Origin of the sequence: Kitasatospora sp. NBC_01539, assembly GCF_045040525.1 — a bacterium.
Taxonomy (GTDB): Bacteria; Actinomycetota; Actinomycetes; order Streptomycetales; family Streptomycetaceae; genus Kitasatospora.
Map to the genome: position 1 here is coordinate 7,532,590 of NZ_CP109390.1, position 16,378 is coordinate 7,548,967.

The 16,378-nt window shown below is 76.3% G+C and carries 11 protein-coding genes and 1 riboswitch; of the genes, 4 read left to right on the forward strand and 7 right to left on the reverse strand.

From position 1 onward, the window contains the following. Positions 1–30 precede the first annotated feature (30 nt). The 3 genes from OG335_RS32620 to OG335_RS32630 all read right to left on the reverse strand — a co-directional run bounded on the left by OG335_RS32620 (position 31) and on the right by OG335_RS32630 (position 6,879). On the reverse strand, positions 31–4,887 hold the full coding sequence (locus OG335_RS32620) for a DNA-binding protein (RefSeq protein ID WP_405015606.1): 4,857 nt from the start codon (positions 4,885–4,887) through the stop codon (positions 31–33). A gap of 65 nt (positions 4,888–4,952) precedes the next feature. Next, positions 4,953–5,819 (reverse strand): DUF4132 domain-containing protein, encoded by an 867-nt coding sequence (locus OG335_RS32625; RefSeq protein ID WP_405014735.1) that lies wholly within the window; start codon positions 5,817–5,819, stop codon positions 4,953–4,955. A gap of 280 nt (positions 5,820–6,099) precedes the next feature. Further along, positions 6,100–6,879: a potassium channel family protein gene (locus tag OG335_RS32630; RefSeq protein WP_405014736.1), complete on the reverse strand. Its 780-nt coding sequence runs from the start codon at positions 6,877–6,879 to the stop codon at positions 6,100–6,102. 206 nt (positions 6,880–7,085) lie between these two features. Beyond that, positions 7,086–7,179: riboswitch (ZMP/ZTP riboswitch) on the forward strand. 20 nt (positions 7,180–7,199) lie between these two features. Here OG335_RS32630 and OG335_RS32635 point away from each other — a divergent pair. Together OG335_RS32635 and OG335_RS32640 are read left to right on the forward strand one after the other, a co-directional pair. Then, on the forward strand, positions 7,200–8,672 hold the full coding sequence (locus OG335_RS32635) for a glycine hydroxymethyltransferase (RefSeq protein ID WP_405014737.1): 1,473 nt from the start codon (positions 7,200–7,202) through the stop codon (positions 8,670–8,672). A 200-nt stretch (positions 8,673–8,872) separates the two neighbouring features. After that, positions 8,873–9,583, forward strand: coding sequence for a DUF4232 domain-containing protein (locus OG335_RS32640; RefSeq protein WP_405014738.1), 711 nt, complete (start codon positions 8,873–8,875; stop codon positions 9,581–9,583). A gap of 45 nt (positions 9,584–9,628) precedes the next feature. On the opposite strand, the gene OG335_RS32645 is transcribed toward OG335_RS32640, so the two are convergent. The 4 genes from OG335_RS32645 to OG335_RS32660 form a co-directional block, all read right to left on the reverse strand. Then, entirely contained in the window at positions 9,629–9,934 is a 306-nt protein-coding gene (locus tag OG335_RS32645; protein ID WP_405014739.1) for a DUF4193 domain-containing protein, read from the reverse strand. A gap of 442 nt (positions 9,935–10,376) precedes the next feature. Further along, positions 10,377–11,618 carry a PP2C family protein-serine/threonine phosphatase gene (locus OG335_RS32650; protein ID WP_405014740.1) on the reverse strand — a complete coding sequence of 414 codons (1,242 nt, stop codon included), beginning with the start codon at positions 11,616–11,618 and terminating at the stop codon, positions 10,377–10,379. A 110-nt stretch (positions 11,619–11,728) separates the two neighbouring features. After that, positions 11,729–13,837 carry a SpoIIE family protein phosphatase gene (locus OG335_RS32655; RefSeq protein WP_405014741.1) on the reverse strand — a complete coding sequence of 703 codons (2,109 nt, stop codon included), beginning with the start codon at positions 13,835–13,837 and terminating at the stop codon, positions 11,729–11,731. A 253-nt stretch (positions 13,838–14,090) separates the two neighbouring features. Then, positions 14,091–14,924, reverse strand: a complete 834-nt coding sequence (locus OG335_RS32660) for a glycoside hydrolase domain-containing protein (RefSeq protein WP_405015607.1) — start codon at positions 14,922–14,924, stop codon at positions 14,091–14,093. A gap of 684 nt (positions 14,925–15,608) precedes the next feature. Between OG335_RS32660 and OG335_RS32665 the strand changes: the two genes are divergently transcribed. Together OG335_RS32665 and OG335_RS32670 are read left to right on the forward strand one after the other, a co-directional pair. Further along, the gene (locus OG335_RS32665; protein ID WP_405014742.1) at positions 15,609–15,773 is read left to right on the forward strand and encodes a hypothetical protein; all 165 of its coding nucleotides are present in this window, start codon (positions 15,609–15,611) and stop codon (positions 15,771–15,773) included. A gap of 257 nt (positions 15,774–16,030) precedes the next feature. Further along, entirely contained in the window at positions 16,031–16,372 is a 342-nt protein-coding gene (locus OG335_RS32670; RefSeq protein ID WP_405014743.1) for a hypothetical protein, read from the forward strand. Positions 16,373–16,378 lie beyond the last annotated feature (6 nt).

A 16,378-nucleotide genomic window follows, 5' to 3' on the forward strand; every position in this document is an offset into this window, starting at 1 on the left:
CGGGGGCGCCGCACCCGGTGGGGCGGAGGGTCAGCGGCGGCGGCCGCGCCGCACCTTGAGCTCCTCGAAACGCGGCAGGTCGCCGTCGGTGAGCCGCTGCCAGGCGCGTCGGTAGAGCGTCTCGGCGGGCTCGACGGGGACGACGACGCCCAGGGGGGCGCCGGGTCCGCCGGCCGGGCCGAGCAGCGGCAGCTTCCAGGTCTCCACCGGCAGGTGCGGCGTGCGGAGCTCCGTCCAGCCGCCGGGCAGGAAGAGCGTCCGGCCCGCCCGGGTGCGAGTGGCCTCGACGACCAGGCCGCTCGCGGCGAGTTCGGCGCGGGCCGCCTTGAGGCGGGCCGGGCGCCAGCCCGTCCAGCGGGCGGTGTTGCGGTCCGTCGGGTCGGGCATGGCGAGCAGCATCAGGTGCACGGTGGCGGCGTCCTCGCCGATGCCGTGCTCGGCGGCGGTCTGCGCGACGAGGTCGGGCACCGACCGCGACGGGTCCTGCGGCCACCAGGTGCCGTCCGTGCCGCGCGCACCGGCCGCCGGCTCGCCGGGGTCGGCGAGCAGCGCGGCGAAGCCGTCCGACGAGGCGATGCGCAGGGCCGTCTCCGCGGGGAACGGCTGCTCGCCGTCGATCCGCAGGGCCGGCAGGTACGGGTCCTCGCCGGCCTCGTCGAGCAGGCTGGTGCGGATGCCGGGTGCGGGCCGGTCGTCGTGCGTGGCCATCAGGACGGCGCCGTAGCGCTCGTAGCCCTCGCCGAGCTCGGTCGGGGTGCCGGCGGCCTTCCGGAAGGCCGGCAGGTCGACGTAGCGTCCCAGGTCGAGGATCAGCTCCGGGTTGGCCAGCCGGGCGCGGACCGCGGTGAGGGCCGCGGGCAGCGCGGCGCGCAGCGGGTCGCCGGCGGGCAGCCGGTGGGCGAGCCAGGCGGCCGCCGCGACCGCGCCGACGAGCGTCTGCGCGGTGAAGCCGGACTCGTCCTGCTGCACCGGCACGCAGCGGTCGCCGCGGACGGTCCAGGCGAGGTCGCGGCTCAGCTCGGGCGACTGCGCGGGGTCGAGCAGGGCGGGCAGCGAGCGGCCGGGCGCCCAGTCGGAGCGCACCGCGCGGACGGCCTCGCCGAGCAGTGCCTCGGGTACGGCGACGCGCCGTCCGACCGCGGCGTTCCACACCTCGGCGGCGGCCTCGGCGTCCGGCCCGTCGGTCCACAGCGCGGTGGCGTCGGCGGGCAGCAGTGCCGCGACGAGCCGCCGCCGGACGTCGGCGGAGAGCGACCGGAGTTCGTTGCGGGCGACCGCGGCGTCGGTCACCTTCAGGCCGAGCAGGGCGCGTGTCGCGGCGGGCAGGAAGTTCCGCTCGTACGCGTCGAGTTGCGGCAGGCCCGCGACCACCAGGGCGGCGGTCGTCGGGGTGACCCCGGTCAGTTCGGCGAACCGCTCGGCCGCGGCGGGCTGCCAGGGCGCGGGCCCGCGGACCGCCGCCTCGGCGAGCACGGCCGCCGCCCGGCCGTCCGCGGCCGTGCCGGTCGCCGCCACCGAGCGCACGGTGTAGGGCGCGGGCATCTCGAAGCGCCCGGTCGGGTCGTGGAAGAGCACGGTCGACGAGGTGCCGCCGGTGGTCGACAGTTCGGAGTCCGCGAACAGCAGGAACGCCCCGCCGCCCAGCGCCACCAGCGCCTCGCGGTTGCCGTCGCGGGTCTCGCCGTCCGGGCCCGACAGGTGGTGGCCGTCGAGGTGGACGCCCAGCGTCCGCCAGTGCGGCGCGTCCGCTCCGAGGCCGGTGCCGAGCAGTGCCCCGGCGAACGCCGTCAGGGTGGCGCGGTGGTCCGGCGGGGTGGTGTCCGACGCAGCCCGCAGCGCGAGCACCTCCGGCAGCTGCGGCAGCGTGGTCCAGCCGATCTGCTCGTAGGGCGCGCGGGCGCCGTGCACGTGCAGGGTGCCCGCGGGCACGGCCGGGTGGTCGGGCCGCAGGGCCGCGGTGAGGAACTGCAGCTGCGTGCCGACGTTGCGGCTGTTCTCGCGGCCGTACCAGTAGCCGAAGGAGCCGAGGCCGTTGAGGGCGTCCTGGAGTTCGGGATCGGTGGGGCCGGTCGGCTCCTCGGACTTCCGCCCGCCCGCCAGCTCCTCGGCGAGGCGCTCGGCGACGGCGTCGAGCACCTTCTGCTGCTGCGCGGCGAAGCGCAGCACACCGGTGACGCCCGCCACCAGGGCGTCGTCGCCGACCTGCGGCAGGATCGCCCGGACGGCCGCGGGCAGGTCGCCGGGCCGTCGCGGGTCCGCCGCGGCGGCGGCCTTGAGGAGCGCGGCCCCGGTCTCCGCGTCCACGCGGCGCAGCGCGAGGGAGCCGTCGACGTCCCGCGGCTGCAGGCAGTGCCAGTACCGCAGCGGCGGCAGGATCAGGGAGCCCTCGGCGAAGACGCCGGGGAGGTTGTCGGTCCGGGCCTCCGCGGTGACCACGCCGTCCGCGTCGACCAGCTTCACCTGGTAGCTCTGCCGCACCACGGCCAGCGGACGCTCCGCGCCGGGGAAGCACAGCAGACGGGCCGGCACGTCGCTGCCGGCGGGCAGGGTGACGTGCCGCCCGGCGGTGTCCTCGCCGCGCAGCGTGCCGTCGGGCAGCCGCACGACGCGCCAGCCGAGCACGCCCCCGTCGGGGGCGGGCATCACCCAGCCGTTGTGCAGGGTGCTGCCCGTCGGGGTGTCGCGCAGTGCGTCGGCGAGGAAGGCGGGCGCCGAGGCCCGGCCGGTCGCCCCGGTCGCGGGGTCGTACTCCGTCCAGGCGTACGGGAGGCCGTCGCCCGGGGAGGCCCACACCCAGTAGGAGGTGCCGTCGCCGATGACGTGGCGTTCGCCCGGCAGCGCGGTGTCGCCGACGTGCACGACGCCCTCGCCGAGCGTGCGACCGCCGCCGGGCAGCGGCAGGCCGTAACTGCGCAGCGTGCCGAGCCAGTTGGTCTGCATGCCGCGGGTGCGGGTGTTCTCGGGCATGGCGAACGTCCGGTCGGCGTCGGTGTGCCAGTAGCCGGTGATGCGGTGCTGCGCGGCGCGGGAGTGCCACTGCACGAGGAGCGAGCCGTCGACGTAGGCGAAGCCGGTGTCGCGGTTGGAGTCGCCGGCGGGTATCCGCAGGTCGTGGGTGAGGACGGTGCCCTCGGCGCCGAGCACGCGGGCCTGCGCCGGGCCGGCGGCCACCAGGTGCGGCCAGGCGTCGGCGACGACGATCTCGTCGAGGTCCTTGCGCGGCACGAGCGAGGCGGCGGCGTCGTCCCAGGCGGGCCAGCCCAGTTCGTCGAGCAGGCCGGCGCGCAGGGTGCGGGCGAGGGTCTGCGACAGGTCGAAGGCGGCCGCCGCGCGCACCTCCTTCTCGGCGAGCACGAGCACCTCGCCGGGCAGCCAGGTCAGCCGGCCCAGCGCCGCGGGCAGGCCGGGCAGGCCGCTGGCCGAGGAGGCCTCCGCGACCCTCGCCGTCCACTCGGCGAGCATCGGCCGCCCGCCCGGGGAACGGGCGAGCACCCCGAGCGCGGTGCGGCTCTCCCGGTCGTCGGAGAAGTGGTTCGCGCCGCGCCGGAACGCCGGCCGGAACCGCGGGTCCGCCGCCAGGGCGAGCAGGTCGCGGCGCTCCACGTCGTCCTGCGCCCAGCGCCTCAGGCCGAGCGTGGTGTTGTCGACGGGGTCGGCGACCGGCAGCCCGAGGGCGAGCAGCTGGTCGAGCAGGTCGACGTCGGCCTCGACGAAGCCCAGTGCGCCGCCGGAGGCGGCCAGGTCGGCGCGGAGCGCCGGGGCCATCCGGTCGACGAGCGGGTAGAGCGCGGGGATGCGCGGCTGGCGGCCCCAGCCGCGGCCGCGCCAGGTGTTGAACCGCCCGAACCAGCCGCTCGGGCCGTCCGCGGGCCGCTCCCCGGCGGGCAGCGTGTCGTCGCACAGTCCGGCGTCGGCGCCGGACTCCGTGAGGATCTCCAGCCACAGGGCGGGCAGTTCGCGGTCGTCGCCGGTGGGCATCAGGCCGAGCATCAGCCCGCGCACCGCGGCGTCCCGCCGGGCGAGCGACACCAGGGCCGCCCGGTGGCCCTTCCACCAGCCGGCGGCGGCGCGCAGCGTCGCGGGCAGGGTGAGCAGCTCCGCCAGGTAGGCGCCCTCGGCGGTGTCGGGGTCGGCGCCCGCCGCGCGGGCGAGCTTCCGGAGGTCGGTGGCCATCTGCGCGGAGGGCTGCAGGCCGCCCGCGGTACGCCGGACGCACAGCACCCGGAAGCGGTCGAACGCCTCCTGCGCGGGCACCCGCGCGGCGAGTTCCTTCGCGTAGCCGGTCAGCACCTTGACGGGCAGTGCGCCCGCGAGGGCGAACTCCAGGAACACCGCGTCGAGCCGGGCCTCGTCGAGGCGCAGGCCGTGCTGGGCCTCGGCCCGGCGGGCCCTGGAGAAGAGCTGCGCGGCGTAGGTGGCGTTCTCCACGCCGAGGAACGTCCGGCCGGCCTGCTCGTAGAACGTCGGCAGGAAGTGCGGGACGGCCGCGGCGAGCCGTCCGGCGACCTCCTGGTACGCGTCGAGGGCGGCCTTCGGCTTGGACTTCGCCTGCCGGGCGATCCGCTCCAGCTCGGGCATGATGCCGAGCGCGTGGTGGCCGTCCTGCGGGTGGTGCGCGAGCACCCACTCGGGGAAGCCGAGTGCCTGACGCAGCCCCAGGCCGACCCCGGCCGGTTCGGCGCCGGTCTCCAGCCCGAGGTAGCCGGCGGCGAGGTCCTCCGCGGCGCCGAGCTCGCCGGGGACGAGCCGCACCACGACCCGGCCGTCGAGCCCGGGGTGACGGTACGTGCGCGCGGTCAGCGGCACCGCCCGGTCGCCCGCGCCCACCGTGCCGGGCGGCAGCACCGCGCCCGCCTGCAGCAGGTCCGCCGCCTCCGCCTCGGTCATCGCCACTGCCGCCCCCGTCGTGTCCGTGCCCGTACCCGTGTCCGTACCCGTGTCCGTGATGCCGCTCATGCGCCCTTGCCCTCCTCGACCGTGCGGCCGGCGTACAGCGCGGCGGCCATCCGCATGCCCTCGGACCACGCGACCCGCCCCACGTCCGGCAGGCGGAGCGACTTGCCGTCGCCGTCGTGCCAGCTGAGCGCGCCGGTCTCCGAGTCGCCGTCCCAGTAGGGCTCGCCGATCCACACGGAGGCCTCGACGGTGCGTCCGGTGTCGCGCACGCGGCACGTCGCGTAGCCGCCGGAGACCCGGTAGCCCAGCGAGGAGGCGCGGGCGGCGAGGCCGAACCGCGAGGGGAACCGCCCGCCCGCGAAGTCCCGGATCTCGGCGGCGGTCGGCGCGAGGTCGTCGGGCCGCAGCCAGGTCGCCCGGTGGATCTGCTCGACGCGCTGCACGACGCCGAGTTCGGCGGCGAACTCGCGCAGGTCGTCGAGGTCGGGCAGCAGCACCGGGTGCGGCAGCGTCACCGTCTCCGGGGCGATGCGCACCGTCTCACCGTCCAGGTCGACGAGCTTCAGCGAGCCGTCGGCCGTGGCGTCGCGCAGGAAGCCGGTCTCGTCCGGGTCGTCGCCGACGACCACCAGGTCGCGCAGCGCGGCCTGCCAGGCCTCGTCGGGCCAGACACGGGCGATCAGCCCCGTCGGCACCGGCAGCGAGGAGACCATCCAGGTGTCCACCTGCGCCACGCACGACGCGGCGTGCCGGTCCAGCCACTCCGCGAACCGGCGCAGCCGGTCCGTCTCGGGGTGCTCCCGCACCGCCTTCGGCAGCGTCTTCAGCTGCCTCCCGGCCGAACGCCCGGCCGTCGCCCGCGCCGTCACCCGGCCCTCCACGAGGGCCACCTCGTACCCCTCGCCCGCCGCCAGCCAACCCATCGGTCCCCACCTCGGTCTCGTGCAAGTCGTCGAAAACCACCGCAGACGCGGAGGGAGTCGGACACTCCGCCGCAGGTGATGCCGGAACGCTAGCGGCTGCCGCGGACAACGCACGCGCTGGGTGCGGCCCCGCCGGCCGGCCCCCGGGCACGCCCGGCGGGTGGACCCGGACGTGCCACAGGTCCTGTGCTGACGAACGGTCGGCACCAGAGCGGGTCCGGCCATTCCCGACGGGCGCACGGCGCCGCGCGCCGATCCGCCGCGAACGGTCGGACACGCCCTACGCCAGGGGGACGGCCGCCTCCGCCGAGGCCGGCGGTCCGGTCAGGCCGTCCCGGCCCGAGGCCGCACTCAGTTCGGCGACCTGCAGGCGGAGTTCGCGGACCTCGGCGGTGAGGTCCTGGATCGCCCGGTGGTTGAGGTGGTCGATACGGTCCTCGGCTTCGAACCGGGAGATGAACCACGCCGCGATGTTCGCGGTCACCACACCGAGCAGCGCGATGCCGGACAGCATCAGGGCGACCGCCAGCAGCCGCCCGAGACCGGTGGTCGGCGTCAGGTCGCCGTACCCGACGGTCGTCATGGTCGTGAACGACCACCAGAGCGCGTCCTGGAGCGTCAGGATGGTCGCCGTGGGCGAGGTCCGCTCGATCTCCAGCACGGCCAGCGACCCGAACACCAGCAGCCCCACCACCACGCCCGCGACGTACGTGGTGAGCCGCACCTGCGAGGCCATCCGCACCCGCTGGCCCGCGAGCAGCAGCGTCGACACCAGCCGCAGCAGCCGCAACGGCTGCACCAGCGGCAGCACCACGGACGCCAGGTCGAACGGACTGCGCCGGACGAACTCCCAGCGGCGCTCGGCCAGGATCAGCCGGGCCGCGTAGTCGGCGGCGAACACCGCCCACACCGCCCACTCCGTCCAGGCGGCCCCGCGCAGCAGCGGGGCGGGCGCGTGCGGCACGAGCACCGGCACCGCGTACGCGATCGCGAAGAGCCCGGACAGGGCGATCAGCGGGGCCTGCGTGCGCCGCTCCCAGCGCTCACGTCGCGTCGTCATGGGCCGCCTTCCTCCGCACGGTGCCGGCGGACCGCCGCACGCGCGAGGGCGCCCCGGTCGGCGGCCGCACCGGCATCCTTTCACGGGAGGGCCCGGTCTCCTGCACGATCCGTGCCCGGCCGCTTGCACTCCCGTGCAGGTCCGGCCGGTCGGCACCGCCCGCGGCCGCTCCCCGTGCACACCGCCCCGCCCGGGTTGGTAGGCTCGCCGCGAGCCGTGACTGGCGCGCAGGGATGGACTCGACCATCGGGAAGCGGCTCCGTGTCTCTCACGCTGTCGCCGTGCGCCTGGGCCGTCCGAATCGTCATGAGGAGACAGCCTTGGCCGAGTCCGGCTACCCCCGCGCGCCCCACACCGCCGTCGGTCCCACCGCGGACACCGCCTTCCGCAGCGCGATCGAGGCCGTCCGCGCCGTCGAACCCCGCGTCGCCGACGCCATCGGCGCCGAGATCCAGGACCAGCGGGCCTCCCTGAAGCTCATCGCCAGCGAGAACTACGCCTCGCCCGCCGTGCTCCTCGCGATGGGCAACTGGTTCAGCGACAAGTACGCCGAGGGCACCGTCGGCCGCCGCTTCTACGCGGGCTGCCGCAACGTCGACACCGTGGAGACGCTGGCCGCCGAACACGCCCGCGCCCTCTTCGGCGCCGAACACGCCTACGTGCAGCCGCACTCGGGCATCGACGCCAACCTGGTGGCCTTCTGGGCGATCCTCTCCCAGCGCGTGGAGAGCCCGGCGCTGGCCCGCGCACAGGTGCGGCAGGTCAACGACCTGAGCGAGCGGGACTGGGCCGAGCTGCGCCGCGAGTTCGGCAACCAGCGCCTGCTGGGCATGTCGCTGGACACCGGCGGCCACCTCACGCACGGCTTCCGCCCCAACATCTCCGGCAAGATGTTCGACCAGCGCAGCTACGGCACCGACCCGGCCACCGGACTCATCGACTACGACGCGCTGCGCGCCACCGCCCGCGAGTTCCGCCCGCTGATCCTCGTCGCCGGCTACTCCGCCTACCCGCGGCGGGTGAACTTCCGCCTGATGCGCGAGATCGCCGACGAGGTCGGCGCGACCCTCATGGTCGACATGGCGCACTTCGCGGGCCTGGTCGCGGGCAAGGTGCTCACCGGCGACTTCGACCCGGTGCCGCACGCCCAGATCGTCACCACCACCACCCACAAGTCGCTGCGCGGCCCGCGCGGCGGCATGGTGCTGTGCACCTCCGAGCTGGCCGAGCACGTCGACCGCGGCTGCCCGATGGTGCTCGGCGGCCCGCTCCCGCACGTCATGGCGGCGAAGGCGGTCGCCCTCGCGGAGGCCCGCCGCCCGGAGTTCCGGGACTACGCGCAGCGCGTCGTCGACAACGCGCAGGCGCTCGCCGAGGGGCTGCTGCGCCGGGGCACGGCGCTCGTCACCGGCGGCACCGACAACCACCTGGTGCTCGCCGACGTCTCCGGCCACGGCCTGACGGGCCGCCAGGCCGAGGCGGCGCTGCTGGACGCGGGCGTGGTGACCAACCGCAACGCCGTCCCGCACGACCCGAACGGCGCCTGGTACACCTCCGGCGTCCGGATCGGCACTCCCGCGCTCACCACGCGCGGGCTCGGCACCGCCGAGATGGACGAGATCGCGGACCTCATCGACACCGTGCTGCGCGGCACCACCCCCGCGCGGACCGCGGCCGGCGGCCCGTCCAAGGCGCAGTACGTGCTCGACCCGCAGGTGCGCGAGGCCGTCGCGAAGCGTGCGGACGACCTGCTGGCCGGCTTCCCGCTCTACCCGGGCCTCGGCGCGCTGTGACGCGCCGCCCGGCCCGGCGGTGCGCCGGGCCGGGCGCGGCCGTCGCCGCATCCGCCCCCGGACGGGCGAGTGGTGATGGATCCGTGCTGGACTCCGGACCCGGCCGGGGTGTGGGATGTCGGCCGTGGCGCAGGCCGGCCGTGGTTGCGGCAGGGCGGCGTCCCGCCGCCGACCGCGTGGACCGACCGAAGGACCCCTCTGTGCACACTCGCCGCCGCAGTCTCGCCGTCGCCCTGGCCCTGGCCGCCCCCTGGGCCGTCGTGGGCTGCGGGAGCACGGCCCACGACGCGGGCAGTGCGTCCGTCACGACCGCGGTCACCGCGGCGTCCTCGCCGTCCGTGCCGCCGTCGGCGTCCGGCGCCGCGCCGTCCGCGGCCGCCTCCTCCGCCCCGGCGTCGGCCTCGGCCAAGCCGAAGAAGCCGGCCCCCGCCACCGGCTCGCCCGCCGGTGGCGGTGGTGGCGGCGGCGAGACGGAGAACTGCGTCAACCCCTGGCTGACCGTGACCGCCTCCACCTCGGACGGCGCCGCGGGCACCATGGTGCAGCGGTTCGTGGTGAAGAACGTCTCGGCCGCCGCCTGCTCGATGGACGGACGCCCCACGTTCGTCCCGTACGGCCCGCCGGCCGCGCCCGAGCTGCCACTGACGGTCGGCGCGATCCCCGCGGGCTTCGGTGACCTCGGGCAGGAGGGCGGCACGATCGTGCTGGCGCCCGGCCAGAGCGCGGCGTTCTTCGTGAAGTGGAGCAACGTGCCGGTCGGTGACGCGCCGTGCCCCAAGGCGGCCGGATTCGTCTTCCGGGCACCGGTGGACCCGCTGGCCGACGCCGACAAGAAGGTGCCGTTCGCCTTCCAGCCCTGCGGCGGCACCGTGCAGGTCTCGGAGATCCTCCCGGCGACCGTGCTGTCCTGACCGCGGGCCCGTGCCGCCCGGTCGCCGGGCGGCACGGACGGGCGGTCAGCCGCCCGCGCACTCCTTGCAGACCGGCCGGCCCTGTGCGTCCTCGCCCGCGAGCTGGCTGCGGTGGCGCACCATGAAGCAGGTGGAGCAGGTGAACTCGTCCTGCTGCTTCGGCAGGACCTGGACGGTCAGCTCCTCGCCCGACAGGTCGGCACCCGGAAGTTCGAGGCCCTCGGCCGCGTCGAACTCGTCGACGTCGACCTTGCCGTCGGAGCTTTCGGAGCGGCGTCCCTTCAGCTCCTCGATGCTGTCGTCCGAACTCTCGTCGCCGCCGCCGCGCGGGGCGTCGTAATCGGTTGCCACAGTACTGTCCTTCCGTGGAATGGGTGACCCCGTAGCCGCACCAGCCTCTCCCGGAGGCGGGCCCGCCGCGACATTTGTCGGGCCTGGTCGCGGCGGTTCGCCGCGGAGGAGAAATACCCCGGAAATCCCATGGTAGAAAATCCCGCCCGACTTTATCCCCGAATCACCCGTCCGACTCCCGGTCCGCCCACGAATCAGATGTACGAGCAGGCCGTGCGAACCGTGCGAGGCGCCTGCCGGACCGTGCGGACCCCTCCGGCCCGCCGGTCCCGGCGCCGTGCCTTCCCGGCGCGACGCTGCCGCCCATCGGGCGCGGGAGCGGGAGCGGCGGCGGACGGGACGCCTGCCCGGGCGGCGCGCGAGGCCCGGCCACGGCCTGGCCCGGCACCGGCCGACCCGCCGGCGGTCACCCCCGCACGGGCGGCCCGCACACCCCCGCCCCTCACAGGCGCAGCACGACCACCGCGATGTCGTCGGCGCTCTGGCCGTCGTCGGCCCCCAGGTCGGTGAGGAGCGCGTCGGCGAGCTGCTCCGGCTCCAGGCGGCGGTGCCGGGTGACGCTGTCGACGAGCCGGCCCAGCCCTGCGTCGATGTCCTCGCCGCGCCGCTCGACGAGGCCGTCCGTGTAGAGCACCAGTGTGGCGCCGGGGCGGTAGTGCGCCTCCGCCTCCGACCGGGGCAGGGACTCGTCCCAGGCGCCCAGCGGGGGGTCGGTCGCGGCGTCGAGCAGCTCGGCGGTGCCGTCGGCCTGCACCAGGACGGGAGGCGGGTGTCCGGCGCAGCTGTACCGGATGGTGTGCATCCGCCGGTCGACGACGATCTGCACGACGGTGGTCGACAGGGCGCCCTCCACCGACGCGGCGAACAGCGCCAGGGTCTCCAGGGCGCGGGCGGGCCGCCCGGTGGCCCGGACGGCGGCGCTGAGCGCGCTGTGCAGCTGGCCCATCACCCCGGCGGCCTCCAGGCCGTGCCCGACGACGTCACCCACCGCCACGGCGCTGGAGCGACGGTCGAGGTCCACGAGGTCGTACCAGTCGCCGCAGACGTTCAGCGCGGTGGCGGCCGGCCGGTAGCGCACCGCGGCGGACGGCCGGTACGTCGCGGGCACCGCCGGGAGCAGGGCCCGCTGGAGGGCCAGCGCCACCTCGCGCTCCCGTGCGTGCGCCCGCCGCAGGTCCTCGTTGAGCAGGGCGAGCTCCTCGGACCGGGCGAGCAGGTCGGCGGCCATCCGGTCGGCGGGGCTCAGCGGACCCTCGGGCGGTGCGCCCCGGAGCTGCCGGACGAGGGCCGTCACCTCCTCCACCCGGTGCAGGATGAACGCGACCTCCCCGGCCCCGTCCAGCACCGGGGTGTTGACCGTGCTCCAGTAGCGCTCGGCGTACTCGCCGGGGTGGCCGAGGTCCTCGACGTCGTACTGCTGCAGCGCCATGCTGTCGCGCTCGCGGGTCTCCAGGACCCGGTCGAGGGAGGCGCGCAGGGCGCTGGGCCCGCCGGCGTCGGGGTGCCGGGGGTTGTCCGGGAAGACGTCGAAGAGACGGCGGCCGAGCAGCTGCTCGCGGGTGCGCCCGGAGACCGCCTGGTACGCGTCGTTGGCGTCCAGCATGATCAGCTCCGGCGACAGGACGAGCATCGGGCTGGGCCCGGCCCTGAACGCCGCGCCGTAGTCGACACCGGGCGCTGCCACACCGCTCCTCGATCGCGATCTTTCCGGGCCCTCAATCTAGTCCGGCGACCGCGGGGCGGCAGCGCGGACCGCCGCGTGTCGGGACGCCGGAGGGACGGCCCCGGCCGGGTTCACCCCGGCGGCCCGCCCGGACCGTACGCCGCGCCGCCGATCCGCGCCACCAGCAGCGCCACGTCGTCCTCCGCACCCGACGGCACCATCCGGCCGATCAGCTGCTCGCAGACGCCGTGCAGCGACTCCGGCGGACGGCCGCCCAGCACGTGCAGCAGCTCGGCGAGCCGCTCGTCGATGTCCCGCCCGCGCGCCTCCACCAGGCCGTCGGTGTAGAGCACCAGCAGGCTGCCCGGTTCGAGCCGCAGCTCGGTGGTGGTGAACGGCACGCCGCCGATGCCCAGCGGCGCGCCCGCGGGCATCTCCGGCAGGTGCACACGGCCGTCGGGCGTCACCACGGCCGGTGGCGGGTGCCCGGCCCGGGTGACCAGACAGCGCCCGGTGACCGGATCGCACTCCGCGTACAGGAACGTCGCCAGCATCGGCTCGGCGAGGTCGGCGAGCGCGGTCTCCAACTGCTGCAGCACCTGCACCGGCGGCAGTCCCAGCCGCGCCACCGCCCGCACGGTGCTGGACAGCCGGCCCATCACGGCCGCCGCCGCGATGCCGTGGCCCATCACGTCGCCGATCAGGAGGGCGGCCCGGCCGTCGGGCAACGGCACCACGTCGTACCAGTCGCCGCCGACCTCGTTCACGTCCGAGGCCGCGATGTAGCGGTGCGCGATCTCGATGCCGGGCGGCGGCGTCACGTGCTGCGGCAGCATGCTGCGCTGCAGCACCAGCGCGGTGTCGTGCTCCATCGCGTAGAGCCGGGCGTTGTCGACGCACACCGCGGCCCGCGCGGCCAGCTCGCCCGCGAGGGCGACGTCCGACTCGTCGAACGGCCCGTCGCTGCTGCGGTAGAACGTCGCCACGCCCAGCACCAGGCCGCGGGCGACGAGCGGCACCATCATCAGCGTCGTCACGCCCCGGGCCCGGAGGTTTCGCACGACCGACGAGAACGGTGCCGCGACCCCGGCGGCCGTCTCGTCCAGGTCGGTGACCACGAACGGCCGGCGCCGCGCGAACGCCTGCGTGTACGGCGCCGCCGCGGGGAAGACGAACCGGTCGCCGACCGCGCCCAGCACGTCCGCCACGGGCGAGCCGGCGGCGGGCGCCTTGCCGGCACGGCGCAGCGTGGCCCCGCCGAACAGCCCGGAGACGAGGTCGCCGCCCCCGTCGAACGCCTCCAGCAGGTCGACGGTCACGGTGTCCGCGAGGCCCGGCACCGCGAAGGCGGCGAGCTCCTGCGCGGTGCGTTCCAGGTCCAGCGTGGTGCCGATCCGGGTACTGGCCTCCGCCAGCATCGCCAGCCGCTGCCGACCGGCCTCCGCCTCGGCCCGGGCCTCCTCCTGGGCGGTGATGTCGACCAGGCAGGCCGTGATGCCCACCGGCGTGCCCTGGCCGTCCTCCAGCCGCACCCACGAGCACGACCAGACCCGGTCCGTGCCCGGGTCGGCGGCGGTGCGCCCGATGCGGCGGAAGTCGAGCACCGGCGTGCCCGTCGCCAGCACCGTGCGCATGTGCTCCTCCATGGCGTGGGCGTTCACCGCCGGCAGCACCTCGGGCAGGGTCCGCCCCACGTGGTCGGCCTCGGCGAGCCCGTTCATCGCCTGGAGCGCCGGGTTCACCCGCACGAAGCGCAGGTGGGTGTCGAAGATGCCGATCCCGATCGGCGACCGCGCGAACAGCCCGTCCCAGACCGCCGACGCGCCCCGCACCCGCGCGGTGCTGCGCGCCTCCGCGGCGAACACCACCACGTCGGCGCCGACGGCCGCCCCGGTGCACGGCCGCGCCCAGATCTCCAGCTGCACGAACGAGCCGTCACGGTGACGGGCGGTGACGGCGCCCATGATGCCCTGACCCGTCGCGGCCCGCTCCCACAGGGCACGCGTCATGCCGCGGTGCACCCCGGGGTGCAGCACCTCCGAGATGTGACGGCCCACGGCCTCGTCCGCGCGGTAGCCGAGCACGAGCTGCGCCACCGCGTCCCACGCGACGATGCGGCCGTCCGCCGTGGTCGCCGCCATGGCCATCGGGACGTCGCCGATCCATCCGCCGGCGTCCCGGGCCGCGCCCGAGTCGGCGGCCACCGCCCGGATCGGCTCCGGCTGCCCAGTCGTTGACATGGTGACCCCAAACGCTTTCAGTATCGGCCATCGGCTGCCCGGTCGGCGGGGCGAGCGGGTGACGGCCGGTGCACCGCGCCGGGGCCGCACCCCGCCGCACCACCGTCGGCCGGGGGCGACGGGTGCCGTTCCCGGGGCCGTTCCCGCAGCCGTTCGCGGTGCTGGTCCCGGTACTGGTGCCGGTGCCGTTCGCCGGGGCCGGGCCGCCCACGGGGGGTCAGCGGCCCGGTCCGGGCGGAGTCGTGGGGGGCGGTCAGCCGGTGACGGCGACGGGGGCGTCCCAGGCGTTGCGGTCGACGGTGAGGGTGGCGCCGCCGTAGGTCTCGCGCTGGTTGACCTGGTACTGGTGGCCGCGGCGGTGGCCGGTGAAGAGGCCGGCGGCGTAGGGGAAGCTGCCGGTGGTGTCGGCGGCGCCGTCGTACTTGGCGTACCAGAGGGCTTCGGGGAGGTCGGGCTTGCCGGCTGCGGCGGCCCTGGCGATGCCGGCGGCGCTGGAGGAGGCGAAGCCGTAGAAGCCGGGCCGGTAGGAGCGGGCCCTGACGGCGCGGTCGAAGGCCTGGGTGTAGGTGAGGACGGCGTCGGCGCAGGCGGTGTCGGCGGCGCTGTAGGCCTCGACGTCGAGGTAGAGGGTGCTGCCGGCGCGCATGCCCAGGGCGGAGGCCTTGGCGACGGCGTCGGCGCCGTCGGTGGCGCCGAGGGTGGCGGCGGTGGCGGCGGTGATCTTCTCGGGGCTGGAGCCGGTCTGGCAGGGCGGCTGGGCGCCGACGTAGAGGGGGATGAGCTTCCAGCCGGCGGTGCTCACGGTGCGCACCCAGGAGGCGGTGAGCTGGGGCTGGGCGCAGCCGCGGTTCCTGCCGCCGACGTAGACGGCGATCGCGCCGTAGGGGGAGGTGCCGCGCCAGGCGTTCATGGCGGCGGCGGAGGGGGCGGTGCAGGTGTCGAAGGCGAGGCCGGTGAACACGCTGCCCGAGGAGGTGCCGGCCGGCCGCGCCGCGGCGGGTGCGGAGGCCGTGGTGCCGGCCGAGGGCGAGGCCGGGGACCCGGCGGACGCGGAGGGCTTCGCCGAACCGGACGCCGAGGCCGACACGGACGCCGACGCCGACACGGAGGCCGACGCCGAGGCCGACGCCGGGGCGGAGACGGACGGCGAACCGCCCGCGTCCCCGGCGGCGGCGACCGCCGTCGCGCCGGAGGCGTCACCCGCGGCCGTGCCGTCCGTCGTCGCGCAGCCGCCCAGGGCCAGCCCCCCGGCCAGCAGCAGGCAGGCGGCGGACACGGCGGCGGTGCGCCGCTCACGGAGAAGGCCGTCGGCCACGGGGTTCCTCGCAGGGGGAAGGGGCAGTGCCGACGCGTGGTGCCGATCGGACTGCAGGTCGTTCGGACTGCATGAATATCACCCTGCGCCGTCCGAGCTCCGACCCGGGGTGACGGCTGCCGCACCACGCGCCGCCACGCGCCCCGCCTCCCGCCGAGTCCGGCAGGCGGGCCGCATCTGAGTACGGCTACTCAGGCGCGCCCGACCGCTCCGCCACTACCGTGACGGGCGTCGCAGGCGTCGGACAGGGGGTGCGGATGGACAGCGCCGACAAGCCGGAACGCGTCGGGGGCTGGATCGTCCTCGCCGTCGGACTGGGCTGGGCCGCCGTCATGGCGGGCTACGTCCTGTGGCTGGTGGCGGCGCTCGGGTAGCCCCGGCCCGGCCCACCGGTCGGCCGCACCGGGCGGCCCGGCGAGCAACTCCAGGACCCCCGAGAGACTCGGACTCGTCGCCGTGCTCGTCCCCCCGCAGCACCAGCACTCGGCCCCGCTGCCCGCCCAGGTGACCTCGCAGCCGGTGCAGGCGAAATGCCGCCGCCGGGCCGGACTCGCCCACGGATCGGTGTGCACCGGCGGCACCGCGACGTGCTCGGCCGACCGGGACGGGAACGACCGCTGACGGACCGTGCGCACGGGCATGGGCGGGGATCTCCTCGGCGGCGGACGGACGACGGGGGCACCCCGACCGAGGATCTGCACCGGGACGGCCCGCCGCGCGGACCGGGCGCGGCACGGCGGCCCTCCCGCTCGCGGCGTACCGCGCACCGTAACACCTGCGGGCCCGGCGGCCGAGCAGGTGCGCGACCCCGGGCCCGTCCCCGGCCGGCCTGCCCGAGGTCCGGCGCGGTGGCGCGCCCGCAGGCTACGATCGGTGCCGTGGCCCAGGACCCCGCACGCCCCGCCCCCTCCGCCGGTGCAGGCGACGGCAGTTCGCTGCTCTCCCTCTGGTCGAGGGCGTCGGTGCTCTCGATCGGCTCGGTGGGCTCCGTCCTCTCCGTCGGCTCCGTCGGTTCGGTGCTCTCGATCGGCTCGGCCGGTTCGGCGCTCTCCGTCGGCTCGGCCGGCTCCTGGCTGAGCTCGGGCTCGCTGCTGTCCGCCTGCTCGCACCTCTCCGTGCTGTCCTGGCGCTCCTCGCGCGGGGTGATGGCGGCAGGCGTGGTCGTCGCCGTGGCGGGCACCGCACTGATGGGCGGCCGCCGCCGACGCGGCGCGCGGTAGGCCGTA

Excerpts from the sequence above, each read along its gene's own strand:
- OG335_RS32620 (WP_405015606.1), bottom strand. The coding sequence starts at position 4,887 with ATGACCGAGGCGGAGGCGGCGGACCTGCTGCAGGCGGGCGCGGTGCTG.
- OG335_RS32625 (WP_405014735.1), bottom strand. The coding sequence starts at position 5,819 with ATGGGTTGGCTGGCGGCGGGCGAGGGGTACGAGGTGGCCCTCGTGGAG.
- OG335_RS32630 (WP_405014736.1), bottom strand. The coding sequence starts at position 6,879 with ATGACGACGCGACGTGAGCGCTGGGAGCGGCGCACGCAGGCCCCGCTG.
- OG335_RS32655 (WP_405014741.1), bottom strand. The coding sequence starts at position 13,837 with ATGTCAACGACTGGGCAGCCGGAGCCGATCCGGGCGGTGGCCGCCGAC.